This window comes from Congregibacter sp., from assembly GCF_047617445.1.
In the GTDB taxonomy this organism is placed as follows: Bacteria; Pseudomonadota; Gammaproteobacteria; order Pseudomonadales; family Halieaceae; genus Congregibacter.
In genome coordinates this window covers 1-24,069 of the sequence record NZ_JBLGBE010000051.1, presented here as the reverse complement: position 1 = coordinate 24,069, position 24,069 = coordinate 1, and the positions used below count along the sequence as shown (strand labels likewise).

The following is a 24,069-nucleotide window of genomic DNA, read 5'->3' as shown; positions in this document are numbered from 1 at the left end:
TTATCTCTGGACGAAGACAAACTCGCTGTGCGATGTGTTGGCTATCACGATGACGGGTCTGGCTACCTTAAGAATTCATTGCTGGGACGCGACGAAGTGGCGACCATTGAGAATCAGGGGGGCAGAATTGGCGTACGCTATACGCCATCCGGCGAATTGGTGATCGACTACAAGCACCTTGTGCAGGGTGTTGAACAATTGGGGTTCGCCGAGGAAAGAGGCACGCAGCGAGACTTATTGGAGCAGGGAGGGCACCATGACACCTGAACGGCTAACCTGGAAGTTCTGCATGCATGCGCCGACTTTGGAATACGATCTTGGTCCCGCCACGCTGACGTCATTTACCGGTTATCTGCAGTTTGATATTGTGCGTCAAAATGACGTCTCTCTGCTGCTGATCAGGTACTTTACCGACGATGATTCCTTGACCCCAACGCAGGCGATAGCTGCGGTAGATCGTAGTCTGCGGCTTTTTATCAACGACAGTAACGACAACTACACTTTGAGCCAGGAGCTTCGACGAGTATCCGATCGGAGGAACGATCCGTGCTTACATCGGCTTGCTGATGCGTATTATGAGGATGGAGAAGAAAGTGTCACTGCAGGCGACTTTTTCTTTTCTAGCGACGGCGCTGTGTTCGGCACTGCCAACGTCAACGGCCAGCCTGCCGACTTCCTGCTTAAAGAAGATGGTATGACCGGCCTTCGACAGTATGCTGCTTTCACTGAATTGCCCTATGAAGTTATCGATAGCCCGGTCGCAACCATCGGCTATCGGCACTCGAATTTCAAAAGTAGCCTGCAACTCGATGCCCGCATCGGTGATGAACCCGATAATGACGGCAATGCGCCTCGGGGCCTCATCTCGGGCGATCCGTTCACCGAGAAATTCGACACGCTAACGTTAAGCGTTTCTCATGAGATTAACGAATCAATGCTGGCATATGCCCGGTCAGCGGAAGGCTTCCGCCTCGGCTTTGGCTCAGAAGTACCAGCACCGCTGAATCCTGGTTGCGATACCTTCCTGACGGATTTTCTTGCGGACAACGTTCGTGGCGGCTTTCTCGTAAATGCTCGAGTGCCTGGCGCCACCAGTGACACCTTGTGGGTTGCTGAGGCGAATGTTGAAGGTTCGTTTAACGAGGGCCGCGGAACGTTCGCAACCAGTGTGTTCTATGGAGACTGGGCTGATAGTCGGGTAAAAGTTGAAAGCGACGACATTACTGGTGCCTGTAACACCGGGTTCACCGCCAACGCTGCTTTTGCAACGAGTGGCAGGATAGAAGCCGGATTCCCATATAGGGTCACTGACCAGCCAAGACTCTCGGGCACCGGTTCGTGGCGTGATGCCACCGTCGATGATGATGATGAGCCTTTCCTTGGCGAATCTGCGGACGAACGATGCCCAGGCTCTCCCGATCCGCAACTTTCGATCACAGCTGGCTACGCGTGGGATCTTTTAAACGGTATGGGCGCGTTCGTGCGAGCAGATGCCCAATACATCGGTGAGATCCATAGTTCCTTCAAATTCGGCGATCCGCGTACTGCGTGCAGAAAGTACGCCCTTGCCAATCTTTGTGGCGGCGTTCTGACAGTCCCCTACGGGTTTACACTGTTCATGGACAACGCGACAGATAATCGAGCAGACGTGTTCTCGAACGGTATCGGCCATGAGTTTGTCGAACCATCTTGTTGCGCCCGAGAACGATAGGGGGTCAATTTCCGCGTTCGCTTCTAGACTTTCTCCAGATGGTAAGCCGGTAACGGCACGCCGGCCTTTTTTCCCCTGAGATTACGAATATGAGAATACACAAACGCCCGGCTATAGCGAGTATGGCATTCGCGATGGGCATTAGCCTCACCTTTTCAGCCGCGATCGCTGAAAGTACCGCTGCTGAGATCCGGCGCGACAAATTCGACCAAGCACTGCCGGCCATCATGCGCAAACACAAAGTCGACATGTGGATACATGTCACACGCGAGGCAATACCAGATAACTTCGCCAAGTATGAACTCGGTACCGAATCCGGCGTCGTCGTGTTTATCGACTCTGGCGAGGAACGGGTCGAGCGAATGGTCCTTGGACGCCGTTGGGGCAGCACACAGCGGCAACGCGACGCGCCTTTGACGAGCGTCGAAACGACAGGCGCCTATGACTACATTGCGCCTTCAGTCATGGTTAGAGAGATGCCCAGCACACCCATGACCGAACACGACTACCGCTTCAAGGGGCTCAGTGAGTTCGTCAACGCACACGACCCGAAAAAAATTGCCGTTAACTACATCGATGACTTGGGACCGTGGCCAACGGACCGGCGCACCAGCGATGGCATATCCCATACGGATTATCGACTGCTCGCCAACGAACTTGGCAAACGGTTTACCGCGCGAATTATTTCGTCGGAATATCTCATCCTTGACTATATCGCCTGGAAAGTACCCCTGGAGGTTAAGCAGCTCGAAAAAATGGCGCTTACGCGTGTTGCTAACGCACGGCGCCTATTCGACGAAGTCGAGCCTGGTGTCACTCGCGTCGACGAATCCGGTGTCACGATTTTTCGTCGTATGCGCACTGGGCAGTCCCAACGAGGGCGCAGCGCAGGCTGGGAGAATGCGATCATAATAGGTGGAGACATCGTCGCAGCACCTAGCGAAGGTTTATACGGCTACGTGCTAAAGCCAGACGAAACGGACGCGCCGGATGAGATTCAGCGACTCTGGCAAGCATATCTCAAGGTTGAAAAAGTGCTCAGGCAATCCATCCGCGCGGGCCGTCGTCCAGTTGAAATCGTCGAAGATTATACGGCTGATTTTAAGAAACAAGGGATCGTTGTTCGTGCCAACCAGCTACACATGGAAATCCCGAAGAACGACTATCCCGCTTACATGAAAGGTTTTGACCCAACCCAACTGCATATTTCCATCGATTCTCATGCCCAAATGAAAGGTGCGAGGCCAGAGCCAGTGGAGACCTATTTCGCGCCGCGCATCGGCTCATTGGGGCCGGACTGGAGCCATCATATACCGCTGACCGATAACCACCACTTTGTGATCGAATACTTTTTCTACATGCCTTCGCCTGGTCCTGAAGGCAAGGACAATTATCTGCTCTGGTGGGCACACGAGGAAGCGCTCGTTGGCAAGAGAGGTGTCAAGTACCTATCGCCGCCGCAGAAAGAATTGATATTGATCCGGTAGAAACACATGAAGAAAATGCATGCAAACCTCATTGTCATTATCCTTGGGGCTTCAACAGTCGCAGCATCAGCCAACGTTATGGCAGCGCCAGATATTACCGTGTTCGAGAATGCAACATTGATAGACGGCACAGGCGCGCCCTCGGCGAACAACAAAACCGTCGTGATCGACGGCAATCGCATTGTCAGGATTGTTGACGATGCCGATCAACTGACGTTTCCAGTTGATGCAAGACGCATCGACCTAAATGGTGCGTTCCTGTTACCCGGCCTCTGGAATAATCACGTGCATCCGTCCGATATTCTGCCCGACCCGAAGAAAATTCTCGGCGATGAACCGCTGCTCGCGGCCACAATACGCGCCGGACGCAATTTGACTGATGCGCTTCGAAGAGGCTTTACGACCGTTCGCAGCGCCGGTGAACGTGACTTTATTGACGTCGCCTGGCGGGACGCTTTTGACAATGGTGTTTTCGTCGGCCCACGCGTGCTTGCAAGCGGACCAAGACTGGCGTCACCAGGGGGATGGTCCCGCGAAAGGCCGCTTGCACTGGAATTTGAAGGGCCGAAAGCAGCGAAAACAGCAACACTCTCACTCATCGACAAGGGCGTCGACGTCATCAAACTTATGCTGAACGGTCTTAGCGAAGCTGAAATGAAAGCGGTTATCGACACTGCACATGAACATGGCAAAAAGGTTGCTGGCGATGCCTCAGAACCATATGCCGGCATAGCAGTAAATCTTGGGATAGATTCGATTGAACATGGCGATGAACTGACAGATGAAACGATCCGTTTGATGGTAGCAAATGAGGTCGCCTACGACCCTACCGTCGTGTGCAATCTGAGTGCGATGTGGATCGAGGAGCGAGAGACCTTCATCGCCTCGGCTATCAAAGAGCAGGCAAGTGATGTCGTTGCCGGGCGTGTCGTTGTTGCCTATGGTGATGAGCGCGGGCCGGCATGGGCTGCAACACAACGTGACGTGCTGCTTCGAGCTCACGCGGCAGGCGTCAGTATTACCACTGGCAGCGATTCAAATCCCGCGGGCGAAATTGGTTTGCTCGAGATCGAGATGCTGGTGCTCTGGGGACTAACCGAGATGGAAGCCATTGTTGCTGCCACGAAAAACTCGGCGGCCGCTGCAGGCCTGTTAGATGAAGTCGGCACCATCGAGCTAGGCAAGATCGCAGACATGATTGTCGTGGCGAAAGATCCGCTCATCCATATCTCTCATCTCCGGACCCTGACGATGTTAGTCAGGGACGGAAACATCATCGATACCGGTGCGCCGGAATCGAGGCCATCCTACTTTGAACTCTTCTATCTGGAGTAATCATGTCTTTGCCTCTGGCACGCTATAACCGCGCTCTTGGGTTATTGCTGATCTGTGGACTATTGGCCAGCTTTACTGAAACTGGTCTCCGCGACGAATCCATGACGGCGCGGGAACTTGCCTCGCAGGTGGTTGTTGCTCATGGCGGATTTGAAGCACTAAAACGCGCATCCATGTGGACCGCTGAGATAAGAAGATTTCAGCGTGATACTGCACACGAAATAAGGGCCTATTATCGTCCGGGTATGATCAGGCTGGCGAGCGATCTTGTCGGCGGTGGTGAGTCTGCCGACATCATTGGCGAGCGCCACTGCTGGGGCCAGATTGGGCCAGCCAATTTGCCTTATTCAACAGAGACACGCGCTAACGATTTGCCGCGTGTCGTCATGGAGCGTAGCGCTCAGCTCTGGCCACTAGAGTCAGATGAATGGCAACTCTTTTTTTGTTGAAGAGTCGACCGAGCACTACTTCCTCAAGGCGCGTTACCTTCAACAGGATGCCGAGGTGCAGTTCACGTTTGACCGGGATTCACTGCTGCTGGAACAAACAAGTATGGCTGGCGTAAAACGGGGTGTAACCGGGACCCACATTCACGACTACAGCCAACACTCCACCCTTTGCGGTATCACCATGCCATCGCACAATGAAAAATCGTTTGACGGCGAAGTCTGGGTCGTCGAAGACATTCTAGAGATGAACTGAAAGGCGTTGCCCGAAAGTTTCTTCGTTCGTCCACCCAACGTCAAAGCAGGCACCTTTCATGTCGCTCAGGTTGAAGCGGCCACTCTCAGTTGCAGTGAAAAGACGGATGCCGGAAACGAGGACCAATACCATGGGCTGACGCGGACCGGCGAGCGGCTCGTCTGCACGGACGATGACGAGATCGCCGCCGAAGTCTCCACGACATCTCGTCAAGTTGCTACTCCGGCGGGCGCGGGAATCAGTTTCTATAGCCTCGATGAAATCACTAACCGTGAACAGGAAATCGTAGGGCTACTCGCCGATGCTGCGCAGGAAGTAGGCCTCGAACCACACTGGCCAGCGTCAATTCAGCGGTTCGACGAGGACGGTATGGGCACGACAGGCGAGCTCGTCATCAAGGCCACTCTCGCTACGGGCCCTGCATCAACGCAGACTCTGTCAGTACCAAAATAACCAAGGAGTTTTCCATGAATACGTTTAGATTTCTCGGTTTCATCCTCATCGCCAGCCTTGCGCCGTTGGCTCATGCTGCGAGTAAATATCAAGACCTGTTAAGATTGTTTGAAACTTCCGTATGGACAGTGTTGCGCCAATGGGCGATGGCATTCCCGACTACTCTGCAGAGGGGATAGAAAAACATTTTTTTATGGTTTCTGACTATCAGCAGCGTCTTGTGCAGATAGATCCCGGTAGCTGGCCAGTGAACCAACAGGTTGACTATCATCTCGTACGTGCGGAAATGAACGCACGCGAATTTTTTCACAAGGTGCATCGGCCCTGGGCGAAAGACCCTGGCTTTTACACAATGCGGACTGGCGATGCCGGCGCATCAATTGGCGCTCCTGAATTTTTCGCACCAGTGAAATAGGCCCTCGAGTCTTTGGAAGATGGTAGGCCGACCAGATTAAGTGCCTTAGAAGGCAAGGCACTTGGTGCGACGCTACGAGCCATACCACAGCTCTATTAAGCCGCTCGCACCAATCTGACAACACCAGCAGCCGACTTCGCGAACTTCGCGTTGCGCAACATGCCGCGAGAACAGCGACTTTACCAAGAGCTCGCCACCCACCTCTCAGAAGGGTATCCAGAGCTTGCTCGCGAGGCTGAGGGCGCAGCTACTGCCGTCTCTGTTTATATCGACTGGATTCGCGATAACAAGGATGACATGGTGCCCTATGCCGGACTCGGCAAGCGCAATTACACATGGTGGGCATGCAATTCTCTGTTGCTTCCTTGGGGGTTCGATGACAGCAATAGAATCATCATGACCGAGTACGATCGCGGCTTTACTTTTCTAAAGCTGGAAGAACACCGAAACCAGAACCTGCCGCCGCTCGATGTCGCGATGACGGCAGCCGAGTGGAACGCAAGACTCAAGCAGGCTCTCGAGCACGTCGTTGCATTTTTGGGAGATGAAAAAATCATGACGGTCGCCAGCTGGATCGACCCAATGGACCACTACAAAGAGGAAGCACGCCCCGAATCTGCTGATGATGCTATCGATCCGGGACTGATGCCGGAAAATAGCAGCATCGACACTAAGGTCCGGCAACGCGAGATCCTGCCTGGAGAAACTCATGAGTACATTGGCCACATGCTCGACTATCAGCGTCTTGCGCGGTTGGACCTGAGCCCGATACGCAGCTTCGACCCAAAATTCAACATGCATAAAATGCGACTTGAAGGCTGGGCTGTTGCCTTGGAGGAATTGCTGATGCAGGCAGGCGTGCTAGACGAAAGACCCCGGCGCGGCCGGGAGATGCAATACCTCATGAACGCATGGCATTTCAGCCTGTCGATTCCCGACACGAAAATGCAGTCGAACGAAATCGACCTGAGAGAAGCGTGAGCGCTGTGCGCTGACATTATGCCGTGTGACTGGTCTTCGCCCGAAGAAGAGATGGTCTGGTTTGAGATGCAATCGAACCTGCGGAATCCTGGTGGCTTCCCTCGCCAGGCGGTTGTCGGCAAGGCGCACATCATGAAGATGTTTCGGCAACAGGCTCATACGCTCGACCAGGAATTCGTCGTACGTGATTTTGTTGATGACTTTCTTGCCTCAGGCAACATCCCGCTATCGCTTATCCGCTGGGAAATGACCCGCGATAGCACCGATGTACCGACAACAGCTGATTCACTTTAAAATTAATAGGGAAAAACCGCGATACCTAAAAATCTAAGCTATTGTTTGCCGCCTAGCATATTTCTCGCCAGTGTCTTGGATTTTCTAGCGCCATGGCGCATTTTGGGTTTAGCGGTGTCAGAGCGGTATCCGGGTAGATTGAACTGTGGCCGATTCCATTTCGACTCGGCGCCCTCGAGCAAGCCGGTTTCAGCCAGTACGCGCGGGTGTTCGGCATCCACATCTTTGGTACGAGCGATGCGTGGGACTTCAAGCTTCGACCCGCGACAGTTGTGATCGCGCAACTCCTCGATAACAACGCGGATGGTGAGCCCGACGACCTTTGGGTGCTGAGCAACATTATCGGCCGAGATGCTGTTATCGTCATGCCGAAAGACGAGGCACAGCTCGATGAGATTGATTCCGACCCGTGGCGTAAAGCGGTTGCAGCATTAGCGTTGATACCACTTTTACTTACAAATCCGCTGGAGCACATATTAAATATTCGTGCGGTTGCGCGCGTATCCAGAAATGGCAAGTAGGCTGCTACGGAAAAACGTTCATTCTGGGAGCTTGTACCATCTTGGCGAGCCGGGGCTTGTGGGTGTATAGTAGCCGTGTACGACTTTTATGACGTTGCCGTATCTGCTGTCAAAAGATATGTTTACACCACTATACTTAGGCGTTCAGCCATTATAAAAGGGAAGCTTTCCACGTGAGCAGCGAAATGCCATTGCGGCAGACTGTAGCCAAAGGTGTCGTCGACGTTTTACGGGAACGGATCATTTCTAACAAAATTCGTGGTGGTGAGCCGCTTCGCCAAGATGCGCTCGCATTAAGCCTGAACGTCAGTCGAATTCCCATACGTGAGGCGCTTCTGCAGCTCGAAGCGGAAGGTCTTGTTACATTTGTTCCTCACAAGGGGGCAGTGGCTACGCGAATCTCTATTGATGAGGTGAGTGAGATATTTTCGCTGCGTGCGCTGATTGAGTGTGAAACGATGGGGATTGCGATTGGCAAGGCAACGCAAGAGGATTTTGAGGTTTCTCGAAAAATACTTTCAGAGTTTGATCGGATGTTGGTTCCCGGGGCGGATATGCTCGACTGGGGCCGACTGAACTGGAAATTCCACGAAAGCCTCTATGTACCCTCTGGCAATAAGCGCAGCATCGCTATTATCGGTGGTTTGCATACCCACTGTGAGCGCTTTCTAAGACTCCAGATTCAGCTTTCCTCGGATTATGAGCGAGCGGAAAAGGAGCACCACGAGCTGCTTGATCTGTGTCGGCGAAGGGAGCGCGCGAAAGCCAAAAAGGTATTGCGAGACCACATTAAGACGACTGGCAACGAACTGATTCGTGCGCTAAGTCAGCACCAGTAATGCCTAAAACGAAGGGTCTCAGGAGCGCATTACACTCCTGAGCTGATGAATTTAGGCCTCGGCGCCCGTACCCTCTCCGCTACACCTAAACGCATACTCTCTCGCCTTGAAGAAATTTCAGCAGCGCTCGCCATCCTTTGATTTGTTGTATACAATATACGAAGGCCGTGCTCAATAGTGTTCGGCTGTTACAGGGGCAGCTTAGGCCGTCCTAGAGTCAACGGATGGAGTGCTTAGGTCATGCAACGAATTCTTCAGTCTGCCTGCTTAGCCATCTGCTGTTTGATAGCGCCAGCAGTGCTTGCCGGAAAACCGATCGTAACGGACGAATTTGACCGTATTCTGATCACCGGTGATAACACGCCCGGCGACGTGCTGGGTCAGATTGAGTTAGTCGCGTCAAACCCTTTACCTACAACCTGGAGTCTTGAGCGGCCCGTTCCCTATGGCGACCAGCGCAATTACTTGCGCCCCGGGCAACTGGACGCCACTGAGATTGTCACCATAGACGCTGAGACCGGGGAAATTCGTCTGAAACGTGTGCCAGCTGAGGTGCCTGCGGAGTATTACGCGGAGGTGCGGGCACACAACGATGAAGGCTATATGGAGCAGGTGCTCATCATTATCACCAGGCAAGACAGACCTGCGATTGAGAACGCCCTCGATATTTTTACTCAGCGGAATGAAAGTGGTCCAATTAGTTTTTATGCCACTAACGGCGTGGATCCGGCAAAGCTGCTGTATGCCGCCAACATTGCAAACGCGCTGCTTATGAACGACAGGCGCGCTGATGGAAGAATCACCGCCTACGTGAAGGAAGCCAACGCCGTCATGACGCTCTTCGAGACTTTTGAGGAGCGCAACGAGGCGATTGATTTTTACATGCACTCAGGGGAATTGCCTAGTCGGACTCAGGATCTTCAGGACGAGGAGATTATCCCGGATTATCTTCGCTTGGGTGGTCCGTCCGACCTGCGCCGTGATGCGTCTGTTGAAGAGATAACACATCTTATTCATGGAACGGGAATCAAGAGAGCCTATCCGGGCGTGCAGCGTCGCCTAGAGCATGCTGTACCCTCAGCGGTGGCGCGCGGTTTCTGGACCCCACAAGATGGTTTGCCGCGGGATGCCTGGGCGGATGAATATCTGATCTATGGGTTGGACATTTACTACGGGGTGCACGTAAACCGCGAATTTAAGGGGGTACCATTGACTGCGGAAAATCTCGCGAGCGTCGACCCGGAACTTTACGACATCGTTGCGTTTCTTTTTCCGGACAAGGATGAGCTATTTCGCTATATGGATTGGTTGTATCTTGAGAACGAAGATCTTGATTAGTTTCGTGCATCCAATGCTGGGTCTCATTCTTTGTGTTTGCGCTGCCGCAACGGCGGCGGAGCTTCCATCCGACACAGCAGAATATGAGCGCCTGATCAACTTGCACGAAAGGTACCGTCAGGATTTCCGCGTCACAGATCGGGGCGATTATCTGGCTTCCATGTCACGCAGTCGTATAGCGGTAAAATCTGAAGCGCTGACCGCATACAGAACTGAACTCCGGGCGATCGACACGCAGAAGTTCTCGGTGTCCCAGCAAACAGATTACCAACTTGTTCGTGCAGAGATGAATGGCCTTGAGTTTGCTATTCGAGTCACTCAGCCCTGGTTTCGCGACCCTGGGACTTACGCCGATTTCGCCCGAACGCTTCGGCCTCGAGGAAGTGATCCACTACCGGCAGAGGAATTGATCCGCGTGCGCAATGCAATCGCACAGTGGCCTCAGGTGGTGACGCAGGCGCTGTCAAATCTCTCGCCCTTGGCGGAAGTGCCTGCAGACCTTGGAAGGCTGGCGATACGCAGTCTGATGGAGAGCGAGCAGGATCTTGCCGCAGCTAGACAAGTTGTGCTGACCCATGATCCAGATGTTTTGCCACTTATTGATGCGGCGCAGGATGCGACCAAGAGATATCGTGGCTGGCTCGAGGAGCATCTGGCTGGTATGCGTGGCGCTGCCGGGGTGGGAAGAGAAAACTACAACTGGCTGCTGAAGAATGTCTACCTGATGCCATACACCTGGAAAGACCTCGAGCGCATGGTAGAGATGGAAGACAATCGCGTAGTAACTTTCCAAAGGTTGGAGGAGCTGCGCAATGCGGGGCAGGTAGCGCTGAAGCCGGTCCAGTCGCAAGCCGAGTACCGTGCCAGTGTCCAGGCTTCTATTGAACACCTGTTTGAGTTTATCGAAGAAAAGCAATTATTTACGATGCCCGATTACCTGACAGACGAGGGATATTTCGGCTCATGGCATAACTTTGAGTCGCCTTGGCCTGATCGGCACGATTACTTTTTCAATTTTTCACATCGCGAATCACTGATGGAGGAGGCACACGAGATGGTCGGGCACCATTTCGATCAGCTGCGCGCAGAGCACCATCCCGACACAATACGCCGTGGCTGGCTGCCGTATAAAATCTCTACTGCGCGCGCAGAAGGGTTTGCCTTTGCTCTTGAAGAGCTTCTGGTTTACGCAGGTTATCTCGAGCATCGGCCGCCCCGCGCACGAGAAGTAGCCTACGAGCAAGCGGCTTTCCGCACCGTTCGTGCAACGGCGGATCTGCGTATGCACGATCGCCAATGGTCTCTCGAAGAGGCGATGGCTTACGCTGTCAGTAACGCCCCCCACGGTAATCTGCTCGATGATAGTGACCATCTGTGGTTTGAAATGGGCACCACGCTTCGAGGCGTTGGGCACCATGCTTTGATGGTGGTTGGCAAAGTTCAGTTTATGAAACTTTTTCGCGACGTCGCGCAAGCCGAGGGCGACAAGTTTTCAGTTCGAGATTTTATGGACCGGTTTTACGCGAAGGGTGTGATACCTTTTTCGCTTATTCGCTGGGAAATGACTGGTCTGACTGACGAGGTGAATCAACTATGGTGATTTTAGGTGTATTTCGTAGCCTAACTTTTTTATCGCGTGCATTCCTCGAGCTTTCGAAAGTGTTTTTTAGGCCGTGGGCACATGGCCTGCTTGTAACGTGCCTTCTTTGCGGCGTATTAGCCCTGCCTCTGCTTTCCCATGCAACCGAAGAGAACATTATCGTGTTAACCAACGCGAATATCATTGACGGTACAGGCTCACCTGTATTGGCGGGTATGAATCTGCGCATTGTAGGTCGCAGGATCGATGAAATCGCCGCCGGCCTCTACGAGGCGCGTGGCGATGAGCAGGAAATAGTTGATCTGGCGGGCGCTTATCTTGTGCCAGGTTTTTGGAACATGCATACCCACCTTACTGCGCTGCTGCCTCACAATCATGCGCTTGACGATGCCACTCACGGCGCCAAGGTTGTCCGCGCCGGAGTCAACGCGATGGAGGGACTGCGCTTTGGCTTCACGGCTGTACGCTCCGTCGGCGAAGAAGACTACATCGATGTCACTTGGCAGCGAGTATTCGATGAGGGGTTTATGCTTGGCCCTCGTGTGTTTGCAAGCGGAGAGCCGGTCTCTCCGACGGCGGGCCACCGTGGCGCAACAGTCAATGGTGTTGATGGCGTAGCTGCGGTCCGCAAGGCTGTGCGAACCCGAATCCAGCGGGGGGCTTCGGTTATCAAAATTCACAATGTAGAAATGTTTGCCGACGAACTCAAGGCGGCGGTGCTGACAGCCCACAGCCTTGGCGTGACCGTAACTTCTCATAGCCGGGAACCCTACATAGGAATTGCGGTGGATGCCGGTATTGATAGCATTGAGCATGGCTATGGGCTTTCGGAGTCAACAATACGCAAGATGGCCTTAAAGGGTACTTATTATGTACCGACGATAATCTGTAATCTCAGTGATCGTTATATACGAGAGCGAGAGGCGAGGCTTGCGTCGCTGGGTTACGCGGAGGACGATCAGTCGGTGCGGCTTCGAACCGCAATCGCTTATGCCGACGAGCGCTCGCAAACTGCTGCGGATGTTCAGCGCGATGCGCTGCGTAAGGCCGCTAAGGCGGGGGTAAAATTAATGATTGGCTCTGACTCTATGCCGATCGGAGAGCAGGGGTGGCTTGAGATGGAACAGTTTGTGCTGTCTGGCGTGAGTGAGATGGATACGCTCGTCGCCGCAACGCGTAATCCGGCGGAGTTTATGGGAGTTCTGGACGACCTCGGCACGGTGGAGGAAGGCAAACTGGCGGACTTGGTTGTCCTCGAAAGCAACCCTTTGGAGAACATATCAAACATCCGGACTGTGAAAATGGTTTTCAAGGACGGTATCAATGTCGACCTGAAGCAACCGCCCGGAACCTTACGTTTCTACGACTACTTCGACTCTATCGGTGCGCCGGGTACTTTTGTATCGCGGTCTGAAACGAGTGCGGGCTTTGTCCGCGATGCAAATCCCTACGGCAACTGATACGACCCTATGACGGAGTTTAACGTAGTATGACGCGTGATCATGAACTGACGGTGAAAACAGTGGATTCCCATACAGAGGGAAACCCAACCCGGGTTATTGTGGGCGGCATACCTGTGCCACCCGGAGAGACCCTCGTGCAGAAGCTTGAATGGCTTCGGGAGAATGGCGATGGTCTGCGCCGAATGCTCAATTTCGAGCCAAGGGGGTCTGGACTCATGTGTTCGGTACTGCTGTTACCGCCGTCCGAGGAAGACGCAGACTTTTCCGTTATTATTATGGAGCAGGATGAGTACGTACCGATGTGTGGACATTGTATTATCGGGACTGCCACGACAGTTGTCGCCGAGGGGATGGTTGAACGCGTAGAACCTGTAACAATTGTAAAATTTGATACGCCTGCTGGACGCGTGCGTTGTGAGGTTGAAGTACACGACGGCAAGGTAGGTACGGTCACCTTTGACAACGTTGAAAGCTTTCTTTTGGCTGAGCACTGCCGCGTAGAGGTCGAGGAGTTTGGTAGCCTGACGATCGACGTGGCTTATGGCGGAGATATGTACGCAATAGTCGACGCCGACGAGCTCAACCTCGAGCTCAGTGTCCACAACGATTCCCAGCTCATCAATGCCTGGCAGTGTATACGCCACGCCGTAGGCGAGCAGCTGAAGACAGTACATCCTGAAGACCCACGCATCAATCAGTGTTACCAGGTACTTTTTACTTCCAAGCGACATCAGCGCACAGATTACCGACAGACGATTCTGGTTCCGCCGGGCACGCTTGACCGTTCTCCCTGCGGGACCGGAACCAGCGCGCGTCTGGCGATGCTGTTTGAGCGAGGCGAAGTGAAGCTACATGAGACGAGAGAATTCGAGGGTCCACTAGGCACATTTTTTAGCGCCAGTATTATAAGTTCGGAGGTCCGCAACGGAATTCGTTATTCTGTTCCTCGGGTTACGGGCAGAGCGTATATCACGGGATATCATCGTTTCGTGCTAGACCCGGAAGACCCGTTACCAAACGGCTATCGCGTCGGGCCTGCACCACGATGATTGCCGCGATTATAAGCGCTATATTGCGTTTCCGGATGGCCAGCGATGCCATCGGATGGGGGGTGGTCTATACCCGCTCGTTCGCGTTTGGCACCCTGCTTTTGTTGCTGCTCGCGCCTAGCCAGCGCCTGCTGGCTGACGAGTCTGTCGATCTCGCAGCCGTTTCTAAAATCAGGCAGCACGCGGCGAAAAACGCCGAAGTAAAGCAGACGCTGCGTGTGCTGAGCGATGTTTACGGTCCACGTCTTACTGGCACACCTCGATATCTGGAGATGGCGCAGTGGGTTGAGGACAAGCTGCGGGCATGGGGGATTGAGAACGTCTATCTGGAGTCTTTTGGCCAGGGGCTCCGAGGCTGGGAAGTTATCAACTTTCGAACTGCGATGACGCGGCCTGTTTTCATGGTGCTTGATGCGCAGCCTGTGTGTTGCAGCGACAGTACTTCGGGGACGGTCACAGGTACCCCTCTAGTGGTCGATTTTACGAGTATGCAGGCGCTTCGTTCGATATCTGGTCAGTTGCGCGGGCGCATACTTCTGCACCCGGACGTACAGGAGGTCGCAGACTCGCCGGGAACGAAATGGACTCCTGCGCAATTGGCGAAGGCTGCTGCGCGAATGGAGCCGGTGACGCCCGAAGGCCTCGATGGTCCCGGTAGCAGCGAGACCTATGCTGATCGCTTGCGCGATCAGGCCCGGAACCCGCTAGCCCAGAACGAAGCAAAGGCGCTAGCGCAGCTGATGATAGATGAGGGTGTTTCGGCGGTGCTCCGTTCCAGCTCCGCGCCACCAGGTCTGGTGAACAACCGATTCGACACGAGCATGGTGGAGTTCGTGCGCAGTGGAGACCCTCGACCGGTCCCTATGTTTGTTATTCCGCGAGAGCAGCACGCCCGAATGCTGACGTTGATCGAAATGCAGCAAGAACCGTTGATCAGTCTCGAATTGAACACACGTTACTACGAAGATCCTGCTACTCACGTCAACGTTATTGCCGAAATACCCGGCTCTGATCCTGAGCACCGAAACGAAGTAGTGTACCTCGGAGCACATCTGGATTCCGTCGAGATGGCGACGGGCGCGGCAGACAATGGAATTGGTGCGGCGACCTCCATGGAGGTTATGAGGATATTGAGCGAGCTCGATTTGCGTCCGCGTAGAACTATCCGCCTCGCCCTTTGGGGTGGTGAGGAATATGGTCTACTTGGCGCCCGCGCACATGCTGAAGCGCGATACGGCGATATCATCGCCGGCACGGTAACCCCTGAGCAGGAATCTGTTTCCGCATATTTCAATCACGACAATAACGGGCACGATATTCGCGGCATCTTTCTGCTCGGCAACGAGGCCACTCGGCCGGTTTTTGAGGCCTACCTGGCGCCTTATGCCGACGAAGGTGCAAATACAGTCACTATTGAAAATGCATGTTGCACCGACCTGGTCGTGTTCGATGCCCTAGGAATTCCAAGCTTTGAATGGATTCATGATGCGATGGATTACTTCAGTCATCAGCTGCATACAAGCACGGATGCGGTGGATTTGATCGATTTTGAATCCGTGCGCCGTAACACTGCGATCATCACGTCGACTGTCTATCTCACTGCAATGCGCAACCAAGCGCTACCGCGTAAATCAATGCCTGCAAAACCCTTTGGAACCCTCTCGGTCACGTCCCGAGACTCCTCCACCAGAAGCGAGCAGGTGAGCCATGACTGAACGTCCATTGAACCCTCGCCGCAGTATTCGCACGGTAGACTCTCACACCGAAGGGAACCCGACACGAGTTATTGTGGGGGGTGTACCAGTGCCTCCCGGGGATTCACTGTTCGATCGACAGCGCTGGTTGGCTAGGCACGATGATGAGCTACGTCGTCTGCTTTGTTTCGAGCCGCGTGGCGGAGGGCTCATGTGTGCGGTTCTATTAATGCCAGCGGTGACCGAAGACGCCCACTTCTCAGTTCTTATCATGGAGCAGGAAGCATATGTTCCGATGAGTGGTCACTGTATCATCGGTGCGGCGACCACTGTAGTGGAGACCGGGATGGTTGCAGTGCAGGAGGGCTTGACGGTCGTGAAGTTCGATACGCCGGCCGGGCGGGTTGTATGCCTGGTAGAGACGGTGGAAGGAAATGCCGTTGCGGTCAGTTTTGACAATGTTGATTCCTTCCTGGATCGTGAGGGCGTTTTGCTCGATACACGTTCGCTGGGCCTGCTCTCCGTAGATATCGCGTATGGCGGAGACTACTACGCGATAGTTGATGCCGACGCTATTTCGCTGGGACTCACGCCCGATAATGATGCTGCAATCATTCGGGTGGCGACTGAAGTGCGTCGTGCCGTCGCTGAGCAATTGAGTATTCAGCATCCGGAAAAGCCCGAAATCAATGAGTGTTATCAGGTGATGTTTGTGTCGGACGTTGTCGCCGAAGGCGATTACAAACAAACCATTGTCTCGCCACCGGGGGCAATTGATCGCTCGCCTTGCGGTACGGGTACCAGTGCTCGGCTTGCCTGTCTTTATAGTCGCGGGCAAATAGGACTGGGGGAGGCCCGTAACTTTGAAGGTATTCTGGGCACTACGTTTGAAGGTTCCGTTATTGGTGAACAGAAGAGGGCGGGCAGGACTTTTGTCTCGCCGAGAGTGCGAGGTAGAGCATGGATCACAGGGTACAATCACCTGGTTCTTGCATCGGATGACCCCTTTCCTGGAGGTTTTCAGATGGGACCCAGGCCGCTGAGTGCGCAGGCCATTGATTAGGGGCTCGACGGACCAGAGTGTCTGAATCTCTACCAATTTTTTAGGCGTTCCTCATGCGGGTGATGCCCGGTTTCCGGTCTCCGGTAGTTGCTATCGGGTTTACCTGCAACCGCCGGACGCTGGGTGTCACTTTGTTGATGGTTCTAACCTTGTGGCGTAGCCTACGTTCGCTCTCTTGGGCACCTATGCCCGCACACTCCATCGGCCGATCTACTCGGTTAGGACTGCAGTGCTCGCAAGGCCTGCAGGCCCGAGTGGATCTTCCGGGAGCCGTTCACAGTTTCGAACTTCAGCCAGCAGTGTTTGATTGACTGATAGGCGCTAATTCTTTACGGCCCGCGCTGCTTGAGGCTGACTTTGACAGCCAAGCCCCTTGGGTATCGGTGCAGAGGCGCAGAGCAGCTGACGGGCCAACGACCAAGATGATGCGCTATAAAGGGGTTACCTCACTGGGACAGTTTGGCGAAGTGTGCTGCACTTCTTTAGGCTATCGCGCTCCTCAGCTGCGCGATTGGGCTTTGCTGGCAAAGATTCTCTGTTTGTAGACTTCTTCCACTGAGTGTCGCGTAGCCGCCCTGAGTCCTCCTCAGCCCAGAGGTCTGCTAGCGTTCACGCAGGTCACCTTGCTATTTCTTATTCGGTATTGATGGGCATGCTTGCGCATAATTGGGCATCGGCCATCCAAGCAGGCCGCGTGGTCATCGCGCAAGCTGCCCCGGTTCGGTGCTCGGATGCCCCGAATGTGAGCACAGCCGCCCTAGTTTTTTTGGTTTTCTGTCCTTCTTTGCGTGTATACCCCTGTTTTTAAGGGCTTGTGGATTTGGCACGCTAAGTGCGTGTATATAATATACAATTATGTGGAGGGTGGAGTCTCTGCCATGGTGGTGCATGGCTTGTCGTTTTCACTGGTTGTTTTTAGTCTTTGATAAAGCGCATTTCATGTCGCTCCCTAACCATGCTTCAGAATGAGGATCACTTCAATGAAACAGGATAAACCCCAAGTAAGTTGCCGCCGTGTACCACTATATGCGGCCATCGGCGGGCTTTCTGCCGCCGCAATTATGCCTATTGCAGTAGTAGCACAGGAAGAAAGCCGCGGCGCTCAGTCCAGTCGCGTGGAAGAGATAGTGGTTACTGCGAGTCGCCGATCGCAATCGTTGAGCAAGGTGCCTATGGCGATATCTGCAATTGATGAACAACGTATAGAGCAATATGGTTACACTAATCTCGAAAGTTTCTTTCGGTCTGTTCCTTCCGTGACGCTAGTTGACGGCGGGGCTCAGCGCAAACAGGTTATTATTCGGGGGCTTGCCATCGAGTCTGGTGTGCGCGCCGAATCCCTGAGCTCAATCTATGTCGATGAGGCGCTTGTCTCGGGCGGCAGTTTCAATCTTGATCCCCGAATCTTTGACATGGAGCGCGTTGAATTGTTGAAGGGCCCCCAAGGAACTCTTTACGGTGGCGGTTCAATTTCAGGGTCTACACGTTACATAACCAACAAGCCCGATTCGCGCGAGTTCGGCGCTAACATTGCGTTAGACACAAGCATTACCGAGGGCTCGGATCTCGGCCATTCCGTCGATGCGATGGTCAATGTTCCAATAATCGAAGATGTTCTGGCATTGAGAGCCGTCGGCTTTTTTGCCGATAACGTGGGCTTTTACGACAATACCTATCTTAATAAGGATGATCAGGGTGGTTTTGAGCAAAAGGGCGGGCGTGTCGCCCTGCGTTGGACCCCTCATGACAGGATTGCTCTGACGGCAAGTTATTTTCTTGATCAGACGGACCAGGATGGTTGGTATCGGGCCACCGGACCCGAGTGGGAAAAACGCGAGCAAGAAAACCGCATGGATGAGAGGCTTACCGCTGACGCGGAGATCGTTAGTCTCCAGGTGGAGGTGGACCTCGGATGGGCGAACGTGACTTCCGCTACATCGCAGCTCGAATTTGACAGCTACCGCAAGGTCGATAGAACTTTTTTGGGTATTGATAACTTTCTTGACTCTGCGCGTCTTGCTGTGCTCGATGACACGCGCGACAGTACGTTTGCTGAAGAGCTTCGCATCGTATCGGCTCCCGATGCGTTCGGTAACTTTGACTGGATCGCTGGCGTGTACTACTCAGATATTGAAGTGGATGTCGACGTTGGCGATTACATTGGTATCGGCGATGAATATGATCAGGTTAACGCTGGCGATCGCTTCGCCGCAGCATCGCCGGATCAGGACTTCGTCTTTCCCTTTCCCGAAGGTTATGTTTCACCCTTCGGTCTACAGGAAGTGCCGGGTACCTATCCGGACATGATTTATCGTGAAATCGTTCGAAGCAACGAGGAGCAGCTGGCGTTCTTTGGGGAGCTAACCTATAACTTTACGCCTCAGCTTTCTGCTACCGTTGGCTATCGGGATACAGAGACTACGACCGGTGGGGGATTCGTTAACCAGGTTGCGGACGCGGGTGAGCCTGTTTTCTCGGAAAACGTGATTACCGAGGAGTACAAAGAGCCCCACCAGAATTACATGCTCAATCTGACGTATGCACCTACAGATGATTTTCTGGTGTTTGCGAGGGCAGCGGAAGGCTTCCGGGTGGGTACAGGAGGTGCAGGCCCCACCATTCAGCCCAGCTGTCAGGCGCTTGCTGAACAGACTTTTGGTTTCAAGCCCGGCCCCATTGAGTCGGACGAGATGTGGGGCTACGAGGCTGGGACTAAACTGTCACTCATGGATGGCAAAATGAAGATCAACGCGGGCGTTTTTCAGAATGAATGGAGTGATATCCAGGTTGACGTTAACTTGGATGGTAACGCAACATGCAGCATTTCGGTCACACAGAATGTCGCCTCCGCCACTGGTATCGGGTTTGAATTCGATATGAATTACTATGCAACAGAGCGACTGGCGTTCACTGCGGCAGCATCTTGGATAGATTTTTCACTTGATGATGATCAACCGTTCCTGAATGCTCTGGACGGAGACCGGCTTCCGAGCCATCCGGACTACACTCTTTACGGCGCAGCAGACTACAACTTCCCGTTCATGGGTTTGAGTGGTTTTGTTCGTGGCGAAGTATCCTATACGGGTGAGATACTGGGGGGCTTTAACGCAGATGGTGGTGTTCCGCGGACCTCTTTTGGGGAATATACTCTTGCCAATACGCGCTTAGGGGTTGCCAGCGATCACTGGGAAGCGGCATTGTACGTTAATAATGTCTTTGACGAGGATGCTCTGACTTTCCAGTTCGCGGATCGTCGGAATAGAATTGAATCGCTTGTTAACCGCCCACGGACCATTGGGATTAATTTCCGTACGCGCTTTTGATACTGTCTCCTACGCCTGCCGGCCCTATGGGCCGGCCCTTTCCTTTGTCCGGCTCAGGCAGACCAGTTGACCTGTTGCTGAGAATACGAAGGAAAGGAGATCAGGCGCAACATAAAATTATTAATCGGTGCAAGGGTCTTCAGTGCATGTACTGCCCGCCGTTGACAAAGAACTTTGCGCCAGTGGTATAGGTGGCGTTGACTATGCAGTGTGCCATGTCCGTGAGCTCCTTGAATTCACCGAGACGGCCGAGTGGTAGGCTGGACAGTTCTTTACGCAGTCCCTCTTCTGTACGCAGGTGATAACGCTCAACGACTTCCTCCGTTTGCACAGACCCGGGCACAAGCAGGTTAACCCTGATGCGTGGCGCGAGTTCAAGCGCCATGCATTTGGTCAGGACGGCGATACCGGCTTTCGCGGAACAGAAGTTCGCACCATTGCGTCGCCCGATAGCGCCAGCCGCAGCGCCGAGGTTGATGATTACACCCTCTCGGTCCGGGTTGGCACGGACATACTCTTGTCCGCATATAAAGTGCCCTTTTAAGTGAGCATTCATGACTTCGTCCCATAGTTCGTCGGTTATTGACATAAACGGGGCGTCTCTATTGACGCCAGCAGAGTTGATCAGGATGTCAACCCGACCAAAGGCGCCAATAGTGGCCGCGAACATATCTCGTACCTGGCTGCGTTCTGCGACATCTGCGCAGCGGGCCAGCACGCGGTCCTCGCCATGCTGCCTGGAAATGTCTTCAACAAGCGCGTTCGCTGCCTTCTCGTTGCGGTGGTAGTTGACAACCACGCGAAAGTCACATGAAGCGAAACTACGTGCCAGTTCTGCTCCAAGTCCGGATGCGGCACCAGTCACTACGACTACTCGCTCTTCTCGCACGGTTCTTCTCCCTGATAGTTGCTATGTGAATTTGCTGTAAAAGGAATGACTGCATATGTTCCGAAGGAGTTCTCGATATTGAGACCGCCGCTTGTCGATGCAAGAGAAACCTTTGTCGTTGGATATTATATACGATAATCGCACAATGTGAAGTTGTCGCAAGCCTTAGGTTTGCGCAAACGGGTTGTGTCGCAAGCATCTTAGTTGGTGATAAGGGAATATTCCATCAGCTCGAATAAGGCGATTGTGATTTGATGAATACACGTAACGGGCGCGGCGCGATGCCGGCCCTAATGATCGAGATGCATCCTGTCGGGTCTCTCGATCTACAATCTACCGAGCGCGATATTGAAGCTATGCTAGATGTTGAAGCCATGCCAGATGCAGATATCCACGGTCTGATAATTTTAGGCACTTTAGGGAAAAACCCTTCGCTGACACCTGGGGAGAAGTCCCGGGTCATGGCGTGCGCGGTAAATGTCGCCGCGGGCAAGGTGCCGGTGATTGCAGGGGTGGCTGAATACACGGCCACTTTCGCGCAAGACACGATCGGACGAGAAGAGAAGGTGTACTGAATTGGGCTGATGGTTCTACCCGGTTTGGTTTATCAGCAAGATTTACGTAAAGCAGTCGCGCATTTTGGCAAGATTGTGCAGAGTACGTCGCTGCCCATCATGATTTACAAAAACCCAGTTACTTGCAACGCGGATTTGTGGCCAGGATACTTTAGTGAACTTGCGCGCGACGAAAACATAGTCGCAGTGCAAGCGTCGTCACATGACAGCCGACCGAGCACTGATATGGTTGACGCCTGTGGGGATCGTTAACTTTCGTCCTGTGGCGTGGATGACCGCGCCTTCGAGAATTTTTTCTGCGGGGCTGTTGGGTGGCTGTCCGGAATGACATTCGGTCCGGAATGACAAATGCCTTTCCCAAAGAGGCGGCGCCGCTCTACAACCTGAGCCAAGAGTGGCGAATTGATGCGCCTGTTCTACATATTGATTGCGCGGTCGAGGTTGTGCAGTACATTAAGCGAGCAAACCAGATGAAGGGAATGGGCGCGTGCGGCGCGCCCGGTCTGCGTTCCCTGTTTTTAACCTGGCAGTACGTACGTGGTTTTTACCTTGGTGTAAAATTCGGCAGCGTATGAACCCTGCTCCCTGGCGCCATAGCTCGACGCTTTTGTGCCGCCAAAAGGTACATGGTAGTCCACGCCCGCTGTGGGAAGATTTACCATCACCATGCCTGCTTCACTTTCTCGCCGGAAACGTGCTGAGCTGGCAAGGGATTGCGTGCAAATACCGGATGCTAACCCGAAGTTCGTGTCGTTGGCGACTGCAATTGCTTCGTCGAGATCCGCGACACGAATGACCGACGCGATGGGTCCGAAAATCTCCTCTCGGTTTATCCGCATGTTGTTATTTGTGCCGACGAAAAGTGCAGGTGATAAATAGTAGCCGTTAGTGGGACGCTGCAGTATTTCACCGCCTACAACAAGGTTCGCACCTTCCTCCTTGCCGATATCTAGGTAGCGGAGATTCTGATCCAACTGTCTTTGGTCGATTACCGGCCCAATCTGGGTCGTTTTGTCCCTCGCGTCTCCCACGCTAAGATTGGCCAGAGTGACAGCGAGTTTGTCTACGAATTCTTCATGAATTCCTGATTCCACGATGATGCGCGATGACGCGGTGCAGCGTTGGCCGGTAGAGTAGTAGGCGCCGTTAACGACGCAGTTGATTGCGGTTGTCATTTCCGCGTCATTCATAACGACCATCGGGTTCTTCCCACCCATTTCGAGCTGAAATTTTGCGCCTCTCGCGGCGCAAACTGAAGCGACCCGGGCGCCGGTGGATACCGACCCGGTGAAACTCACGGCAGTAACGCGTGAGTCGTTGAGAATCGCATCGCCTACCTCGTCGCCTCGTCCCATGACCAGGTTGAAAACACCTGCAGGGATGCCATTTCGGTGAATGATGTCCGCGAGTGCCCAGGCACATCCGGGAGTTTGCATCGCCGGCTTGAATACTACGCAGTTTCCGTACGCGAGGGCCGGGGCGATCTTCCATGCTGGAATTGCGATAGGAAAATTCCAGGGTGTGATAATGCCAATAACACCCAGAGGTTCTCTGGTCACGTCAATTTCCACACCGGGCCGCACGGAATCAAGTCGGTCTCCCTTTTGACGAAGGACTTCTCCTGCGAAAAACTTGAAAATCTGGCCGGCGCGACCTGCTTCACCGATTGCTTCGGGAAGGGTTTTACCTTCCTCGCGGGCGAGTAGATCTCCCAATTCTTCTTTGCGAGACAGTATTTCTGTCCCAATCGAGTCGAGGATGTCGAAGCGTTGTTGCAGCGGAGACCGTGACCAGCCTGCGAATGCCTCGCAGGCTGCGCTTACAGCGGTCTGCGTTTGGCCCAGGTCTGCCAAGGCGTAGTGACCCTGAATGTCATCAACATCTGATGGATTGACATTTTCTATAGTTTCGATTGATTCAGTCCATGTGCCGGCGATTAGGTTACTGTGCATGGTTTAGCGCCTTAGTTTTGTGGTTACTGATGCGAAAAATCTGGATTTGTGCCACATAGCGCCGACTTTGCGGTGCTGATTTTATTGGATATTTTATCCTAAAATATTCAATGACGTCAAACGAGTTCACGGAGTGTCGCTAAAGCAGGGCCTGCAGCTTTACTTCGAGTGACGCGGTGGCCTTCAGCCGCCAATGTTTAACGTGTTTTATAAAACATGATTATGTGACCCAGAATTACCTGCTGCGATTTAGCGCGTGTCTTGTGCTGCCACCGTTGGACACGTTAGTTTTTAAACCGGCCAACAAGCTCGGCGCAACCGGATTATGCTAGGAGTATCTTTGCGGCTCACGTTTCAATCAAGTCATTGGCTTTCAACAAGCGCC

22 protein-coding genes and 1 pseudogene are annotated in these 24,069 nt (G+C 53.5%); 21 read left to right on the top strand and 2 right to left on the bottom strand.

Annotated elements, in window-relative coordinates; all coding sequences use genetic code 11:
- From ACI9KD_RS11930 to ACI9KD_RS11840, 19 genes are all read left to right on the top strand, one after another.
- Positions 1-267, top strand: a 267-nt coding sequence (locus tag ACI9KD_RS11930) for a hypothetical protein (protein ID WP_414981396.1), incomplete at its 5' end; no start/stop codon positions are given.
- Positions 257-1,711, top strand: a complete 1,455-nt coding sequence (locus ACI9KD_RS11925; protein ID WP_414981395.1) for a hypothetical protein — start codon at positions 257-259, stop codon at positions 1,709-1,711. The genes ACI9KD_RS11930 and ACI9KD_RS11925, both read left to right, overlap by 11 nt.
- Positions 1,712-1,833: 122 nt before the next feature.
- On the top strand, positions 1,834-3,198 hold the full coding sequence (locus tag ACI9KD_RS11920; RefSeq protein ID WP_414981394.1) for a hypothetical protein: 1,365 nt from the start codon (positions 1,834-1,836) through the stop codon (positions 3,196-3,198).
- A gap of 6 nt (positions 3,199-3,204) precedes the next feature.
- Positions 3,205-4,533, top strand: coding sequence for an amidohydrolase family protein (locus ACI9KD_RS11915; protein WP_414981393.1), 1,329 nt, complete (start codon positions 3,205-3,207; stop codon positions 4,531-4,533).
- Between the two features lie 2 nt (positions 4,534-4,535).
- Positions 4,536-4,982: a hypothetical protein gene (locus tag ACI9KD_RS11910; protein ID WP_414981392.1), complete on the top strand. Its 447-nt coding sequence runs from the start codon at positions 4,536-4,538 to the stop codon at positions 4,980-4,982.
- A complete protein-coding gene (locus tag ACI9KD_RS11905; RefSeq protein WP_414981391.1) occupies positions 4,957-5,235 on the top strand; it encodes a hypothetical protein in 279 nt (92 codons plus the stop codon). The genes ACI9KD_RS11910 and ACI9KD_RS11905 overlap by 26 nt, the downstream gene beginning before the upstream one ends.
- A gap of 6 nt (positions 5,236-5,241) precedes the next feature.
- Positions 5,242-5,688 (top strand): hypothetical protein, encoded by a 447-nt coding sequence (locus tag ACI9KD_RS11900; protein WP_414981390.1) that lies wholly within the window; start codon positions 5,242-5,244, stop codon positions 5,686-5,688.
- A 139-nt stretch (positions 5,689-5,827) separates the two neighbouring features.
- On the top strand, positions 5,828-6,103 hold the full coding sequence (locus ACI9KD_RS11895; RefSeq protein ID WP_414981389.1) for a hypothetical protein: 276 nt from the start codon (positions 5,828-5,830) through the stop codon (positions 6,101-6,103).
- A gap of 150 nt (positions 6,104-6,253) precedes the next feature.
- The gene (locus tag ACI9KD_RS11890; RefSeq protein WP_414981388.1) at positions 6,254-7,084 is read left to right on the top strand and encodes a hypothetical protein; all 831 of its coding nucleotides are present in this window, start codon (positions 6,254-6,256) and stop codon (positions 7,082-7,084) included.
- A gap of 66 nt (positions 7,085-7,150) precedes the next feature.
- Positions 7,151-7,378: a hypothetical protein gene (locus tag ACI9KD_RS11885; RefSeq protein ID WP_414981387.1), complete on the top strand. Its 228-nt coding sequence runs from the start codon at positions 7,151-7,153 to the stop codon at positions 7,376-7,378.
- Between the two features lie 206 nt (positions 7,379-7,584).
- Positions 7,585-7,899, top strand: a complete 315-nt coding sequence (locus ACI9KD_RS11880; protein WP_414981386.1) for a hypothetical protein — start codon at positions 7,585-7,587, stop codon at positions 7,897-7,899.
- 173 nt (positions 7,900-8,072) lie between these two features.
- The gene (locus tag ACI9KD_RS11875) at positions 8,073-8,738 is read left to right on the top strand and encodes a GntR family transcriptional regulator (RefSeq protein WP_414981385.1); all 666 of its coding nucleotides are present in this window, start codon (positions 8,073-8,075) and stop codon (positions 8,736-8,738) included.
- A 240-nt stretch (positions 8,739-8,978) separates the two neighbouring features.
- Entirely contained in the window at positions 8,979-10,076 is a 1,098-nt protein-coding gene (locus ACI9KD_RS11870; protein WP_414981384.1) for a hypothetical protein, read from the top strand.
- On the top strand, positions 10,054-11,676 hold the full coding sequence (locus tag ACI9KD_RS11865) for a DUF885 family protein (protein WP_414981383.1): 1,623 nt from the start codon (positions 10,054-10,056) through the stop codon (positions 11,674-11,676). The genes ACI9KD_RS11870 and ACI9KD_RS11865 overlap by 23 nt, the downstream gene beginning before the upstream one ends.
- A 161-nt stretch (positions 11,677-11,837) precedes the next feature.
- On the top strand, positions 11,838-13,136 hold the full coding sequence (locus ACI9KD_RS11860) for an amidohydrolase family protein (RefSeq protein WP_414981382.1): 1,299 nt from the start codon (positions 11,838-11,840) through the stop codon (positions 13,134-13,136).
- A gap of 29 nt (positions 13,137-13,165) precedes the next feature.
- A complete protein-coding gene (locus tag ACI9KD_RS11855; RefSeq protein ID WP_414981381.1) occupies positions 13,166-14,188 on the top strand; it encodes a proline racemase family protein in 1,023 nt (340 codons plus the stop codon).
- A gap of 35 nt (positions 14,189-14,223) precedes the next feature.
- Positions 14,224-15,903: a M20/M25/M40 family metallo-hydrolase gene (locus ACI9KD_RS11850; RefSeq protein ID WP_414981380.1), complete on the top strand. Its 1,680-nt coding sequence runs from the start codon at positions 14,224-14,226 to the stop codon at positions 15,901-15,903.
- Positions 15,896-16,945, top strand: coding sequence for a proline racemase family protein (locus ACI9KD_RS11845; protein ID WP_414981379.1), 1,050 nt, complete (start codon positions 15,896-15,898; stop codon positions 16,943-16,945). Before ACI9KD_RS11850 ends, ACI9KD_RS11845 begins: the two co-directional genes overlap by 8 nt.
- 980 nt (positions 16,946-17,925) lie before the next feature.
- Positions 17,926-20,268, top strand: coding sequence for a TonB-dependent receptor (locus tag ACI9KD_RS11840; RefSeq protein ID WP_414981378.1), 2,343 nt, complete (start codon positions 17,926-17,928; stop codon positions 20,266-20,268).
- A 139-nt stretch (positions 20,269-20,407) separates the two neighbouring features.
- Here ACI9KD_RS11840 and ACI9KD_RS11835 read toward each other — a convergent pair whose 3' ends face one another.
- Positions 20,408-21,157 (bottom strand): SDR family NAD(P)-dependent oxidoreductase, encoded by a 750-nt coding sequence (locus tag ACI9KD_RS11835; RefSeq protein WP_414981377.1) that lies wholly within the window; start codon positions 21,155-21,157, stop codon positions 20,408-20,410.
- 254 nt (positions 21,158-21,411) lie between these two features.
- On the opposite strand from ACI9KD_RS11835, the pseudogene ACI9KD_RS11830 reads away from it, so the two are divergent.
- A pseudogene (locus ACI9KD_RS11830) lies at positions 21,412-21,984 on the top strand (dihydrodipicolinate synthase family protein).
- A complete protein-coding gene (locus tag ACI9KD_RS11825) occupies positions 21,935-22,060 on the top strand; it encodes a hypothetical protein (RefSeq protein WP_414981397.1) in 126 nt (41 codons plus the stop codon). The pseudogene ACI9KD_RS11830 and the gene ACI9KD_RS11825 overlap by 50 nt, the downstream one beginning before the upstream one ends.
- 190 nt (positions 22,061-22,250) lie before the next feature.
- On the opposite strand, the gene ACI9KD_RS11820 is transcribed toward ACI9KD_RS11825, so the two are convergent.
- Entirely contained in the window at positions 22,251-23,684 is a 1,434-nt protein-coding gene (locus tag ACI9KD_RS11820) for an aldehyde dehydrogenase family protein (protein ID WP_414981376.1), read from the bottom strand.
- Between the last annotated feature and the right edge of the window lie 385 nt (positions 23,685-24,069).

What these genes read in the sequence shown, in the direction of transcription:
- ACI9KD_RS11920 (WP_414981394.1), top strand. Translation starts at nt 1,834, where the DNA reads ATGGCATTCGCGATGGGCATTAGCCTCACCTTTTCAGCCGCGATCGCT.
- ACI9KD_RS11885 (WP_414981387.1), top strand. Translation starts at nt 7,151, where the DNA reads ATGCAATCGAACCTGCGGAATCCTGGTGGCTTCCCTCGCCAGGCGGTT.
- ACI9KD_RS11870 (WP_414981384.1), top strand. Translation starts at nt 8,979, where the DNA reads ATGCAACGAATTCTTCAGTCTGCCTGCTTAGCCATCTGCTGTTTGATA.
- ACI9KD_RS11905 (WP_414981391.1), top strand. Translation starts at nt 4,957, where the DNA reads ATGAATGGCAACTCTTTTTTTGTTGAAGAGTCGACCGAGCACTACTTC.
- ACI9KD_RS11840 (WP_414981378.1), top strand. Translation starts at nt 17,926, where the DNA reads ATGAAACAGGATAAACCCCAAGTAAGTTGCCGCCGTGTACCACTATAT.
- ACI9KD_RS11910 (WP_414981392.1), top strand. Translation starts at nt 4,536, where the DNA reads ATGTCTTTGCCTCTGGCACGCTATAACCGCGCTCTTGGGTTATTGCTG.
- ACI9KD_RS11855 (WP_414981381.1), top strand. Translation starts at nt 13,166, where the DNA reads ATGACGCGTGATCATGAACTGACGGTGAAAACAGTGGATTCCCATACA.
- ACI9KD_RS11845 (WP_414981379.1), top strand. Translation starts at nt 15,896, where the DNA reads ATGACTGAACGTCCATTGAACCCTCGCCGCAGTATTCGCACGGTAGAC.
- ACI9KD_RS11895 (WP_414981389.1), top strand. Translation starts at nt 5,828, where the DNA reads ATGGGCGATGGCATTCCCGACTACTCTGCAGAGGGGATAGAAAAACAT.
- ACI9KD_RS11925 (WP_414981395.1), top strand. Translation starts at nt 257, where the DNA reads ATGACACCTGAACGGCTAACCTGGAAGTTCTGCATGCATGCGCCGACT.
- ACI9KD_RS11820 (WP_414981376.1), bottom strand. Translation starts at nt 23,684, where the DNA reads ATGCACAGTAACCTAATCGCCGGCACATGGACTGAATCAATCGAAACT.
- ACI9KD_RS11915 (WP_414981393.1), top strand. Translation starts at nt 3,205, where the DNA reads ATGAAGAAAATGCATGCAAACCTCATTGTCATTATCCTTGGGGCTTCA.
- ACI9KD_RS11825 (WP_414981397.1), top strand. Translation starts at nt 21,935, where the DNA reads ATGACAGCCGACCGAGCACTGATATGGTTGACGCCTGTGGGGATCGTT.
- ACI9KD_RS11850 (WP_414981380.1), top strand. Translation starts at nt 14,224, where the DNA reads ATGGCCAGCGATGCCATCGGATGGGGGGTGGTCTATACCCGCTCGTTC.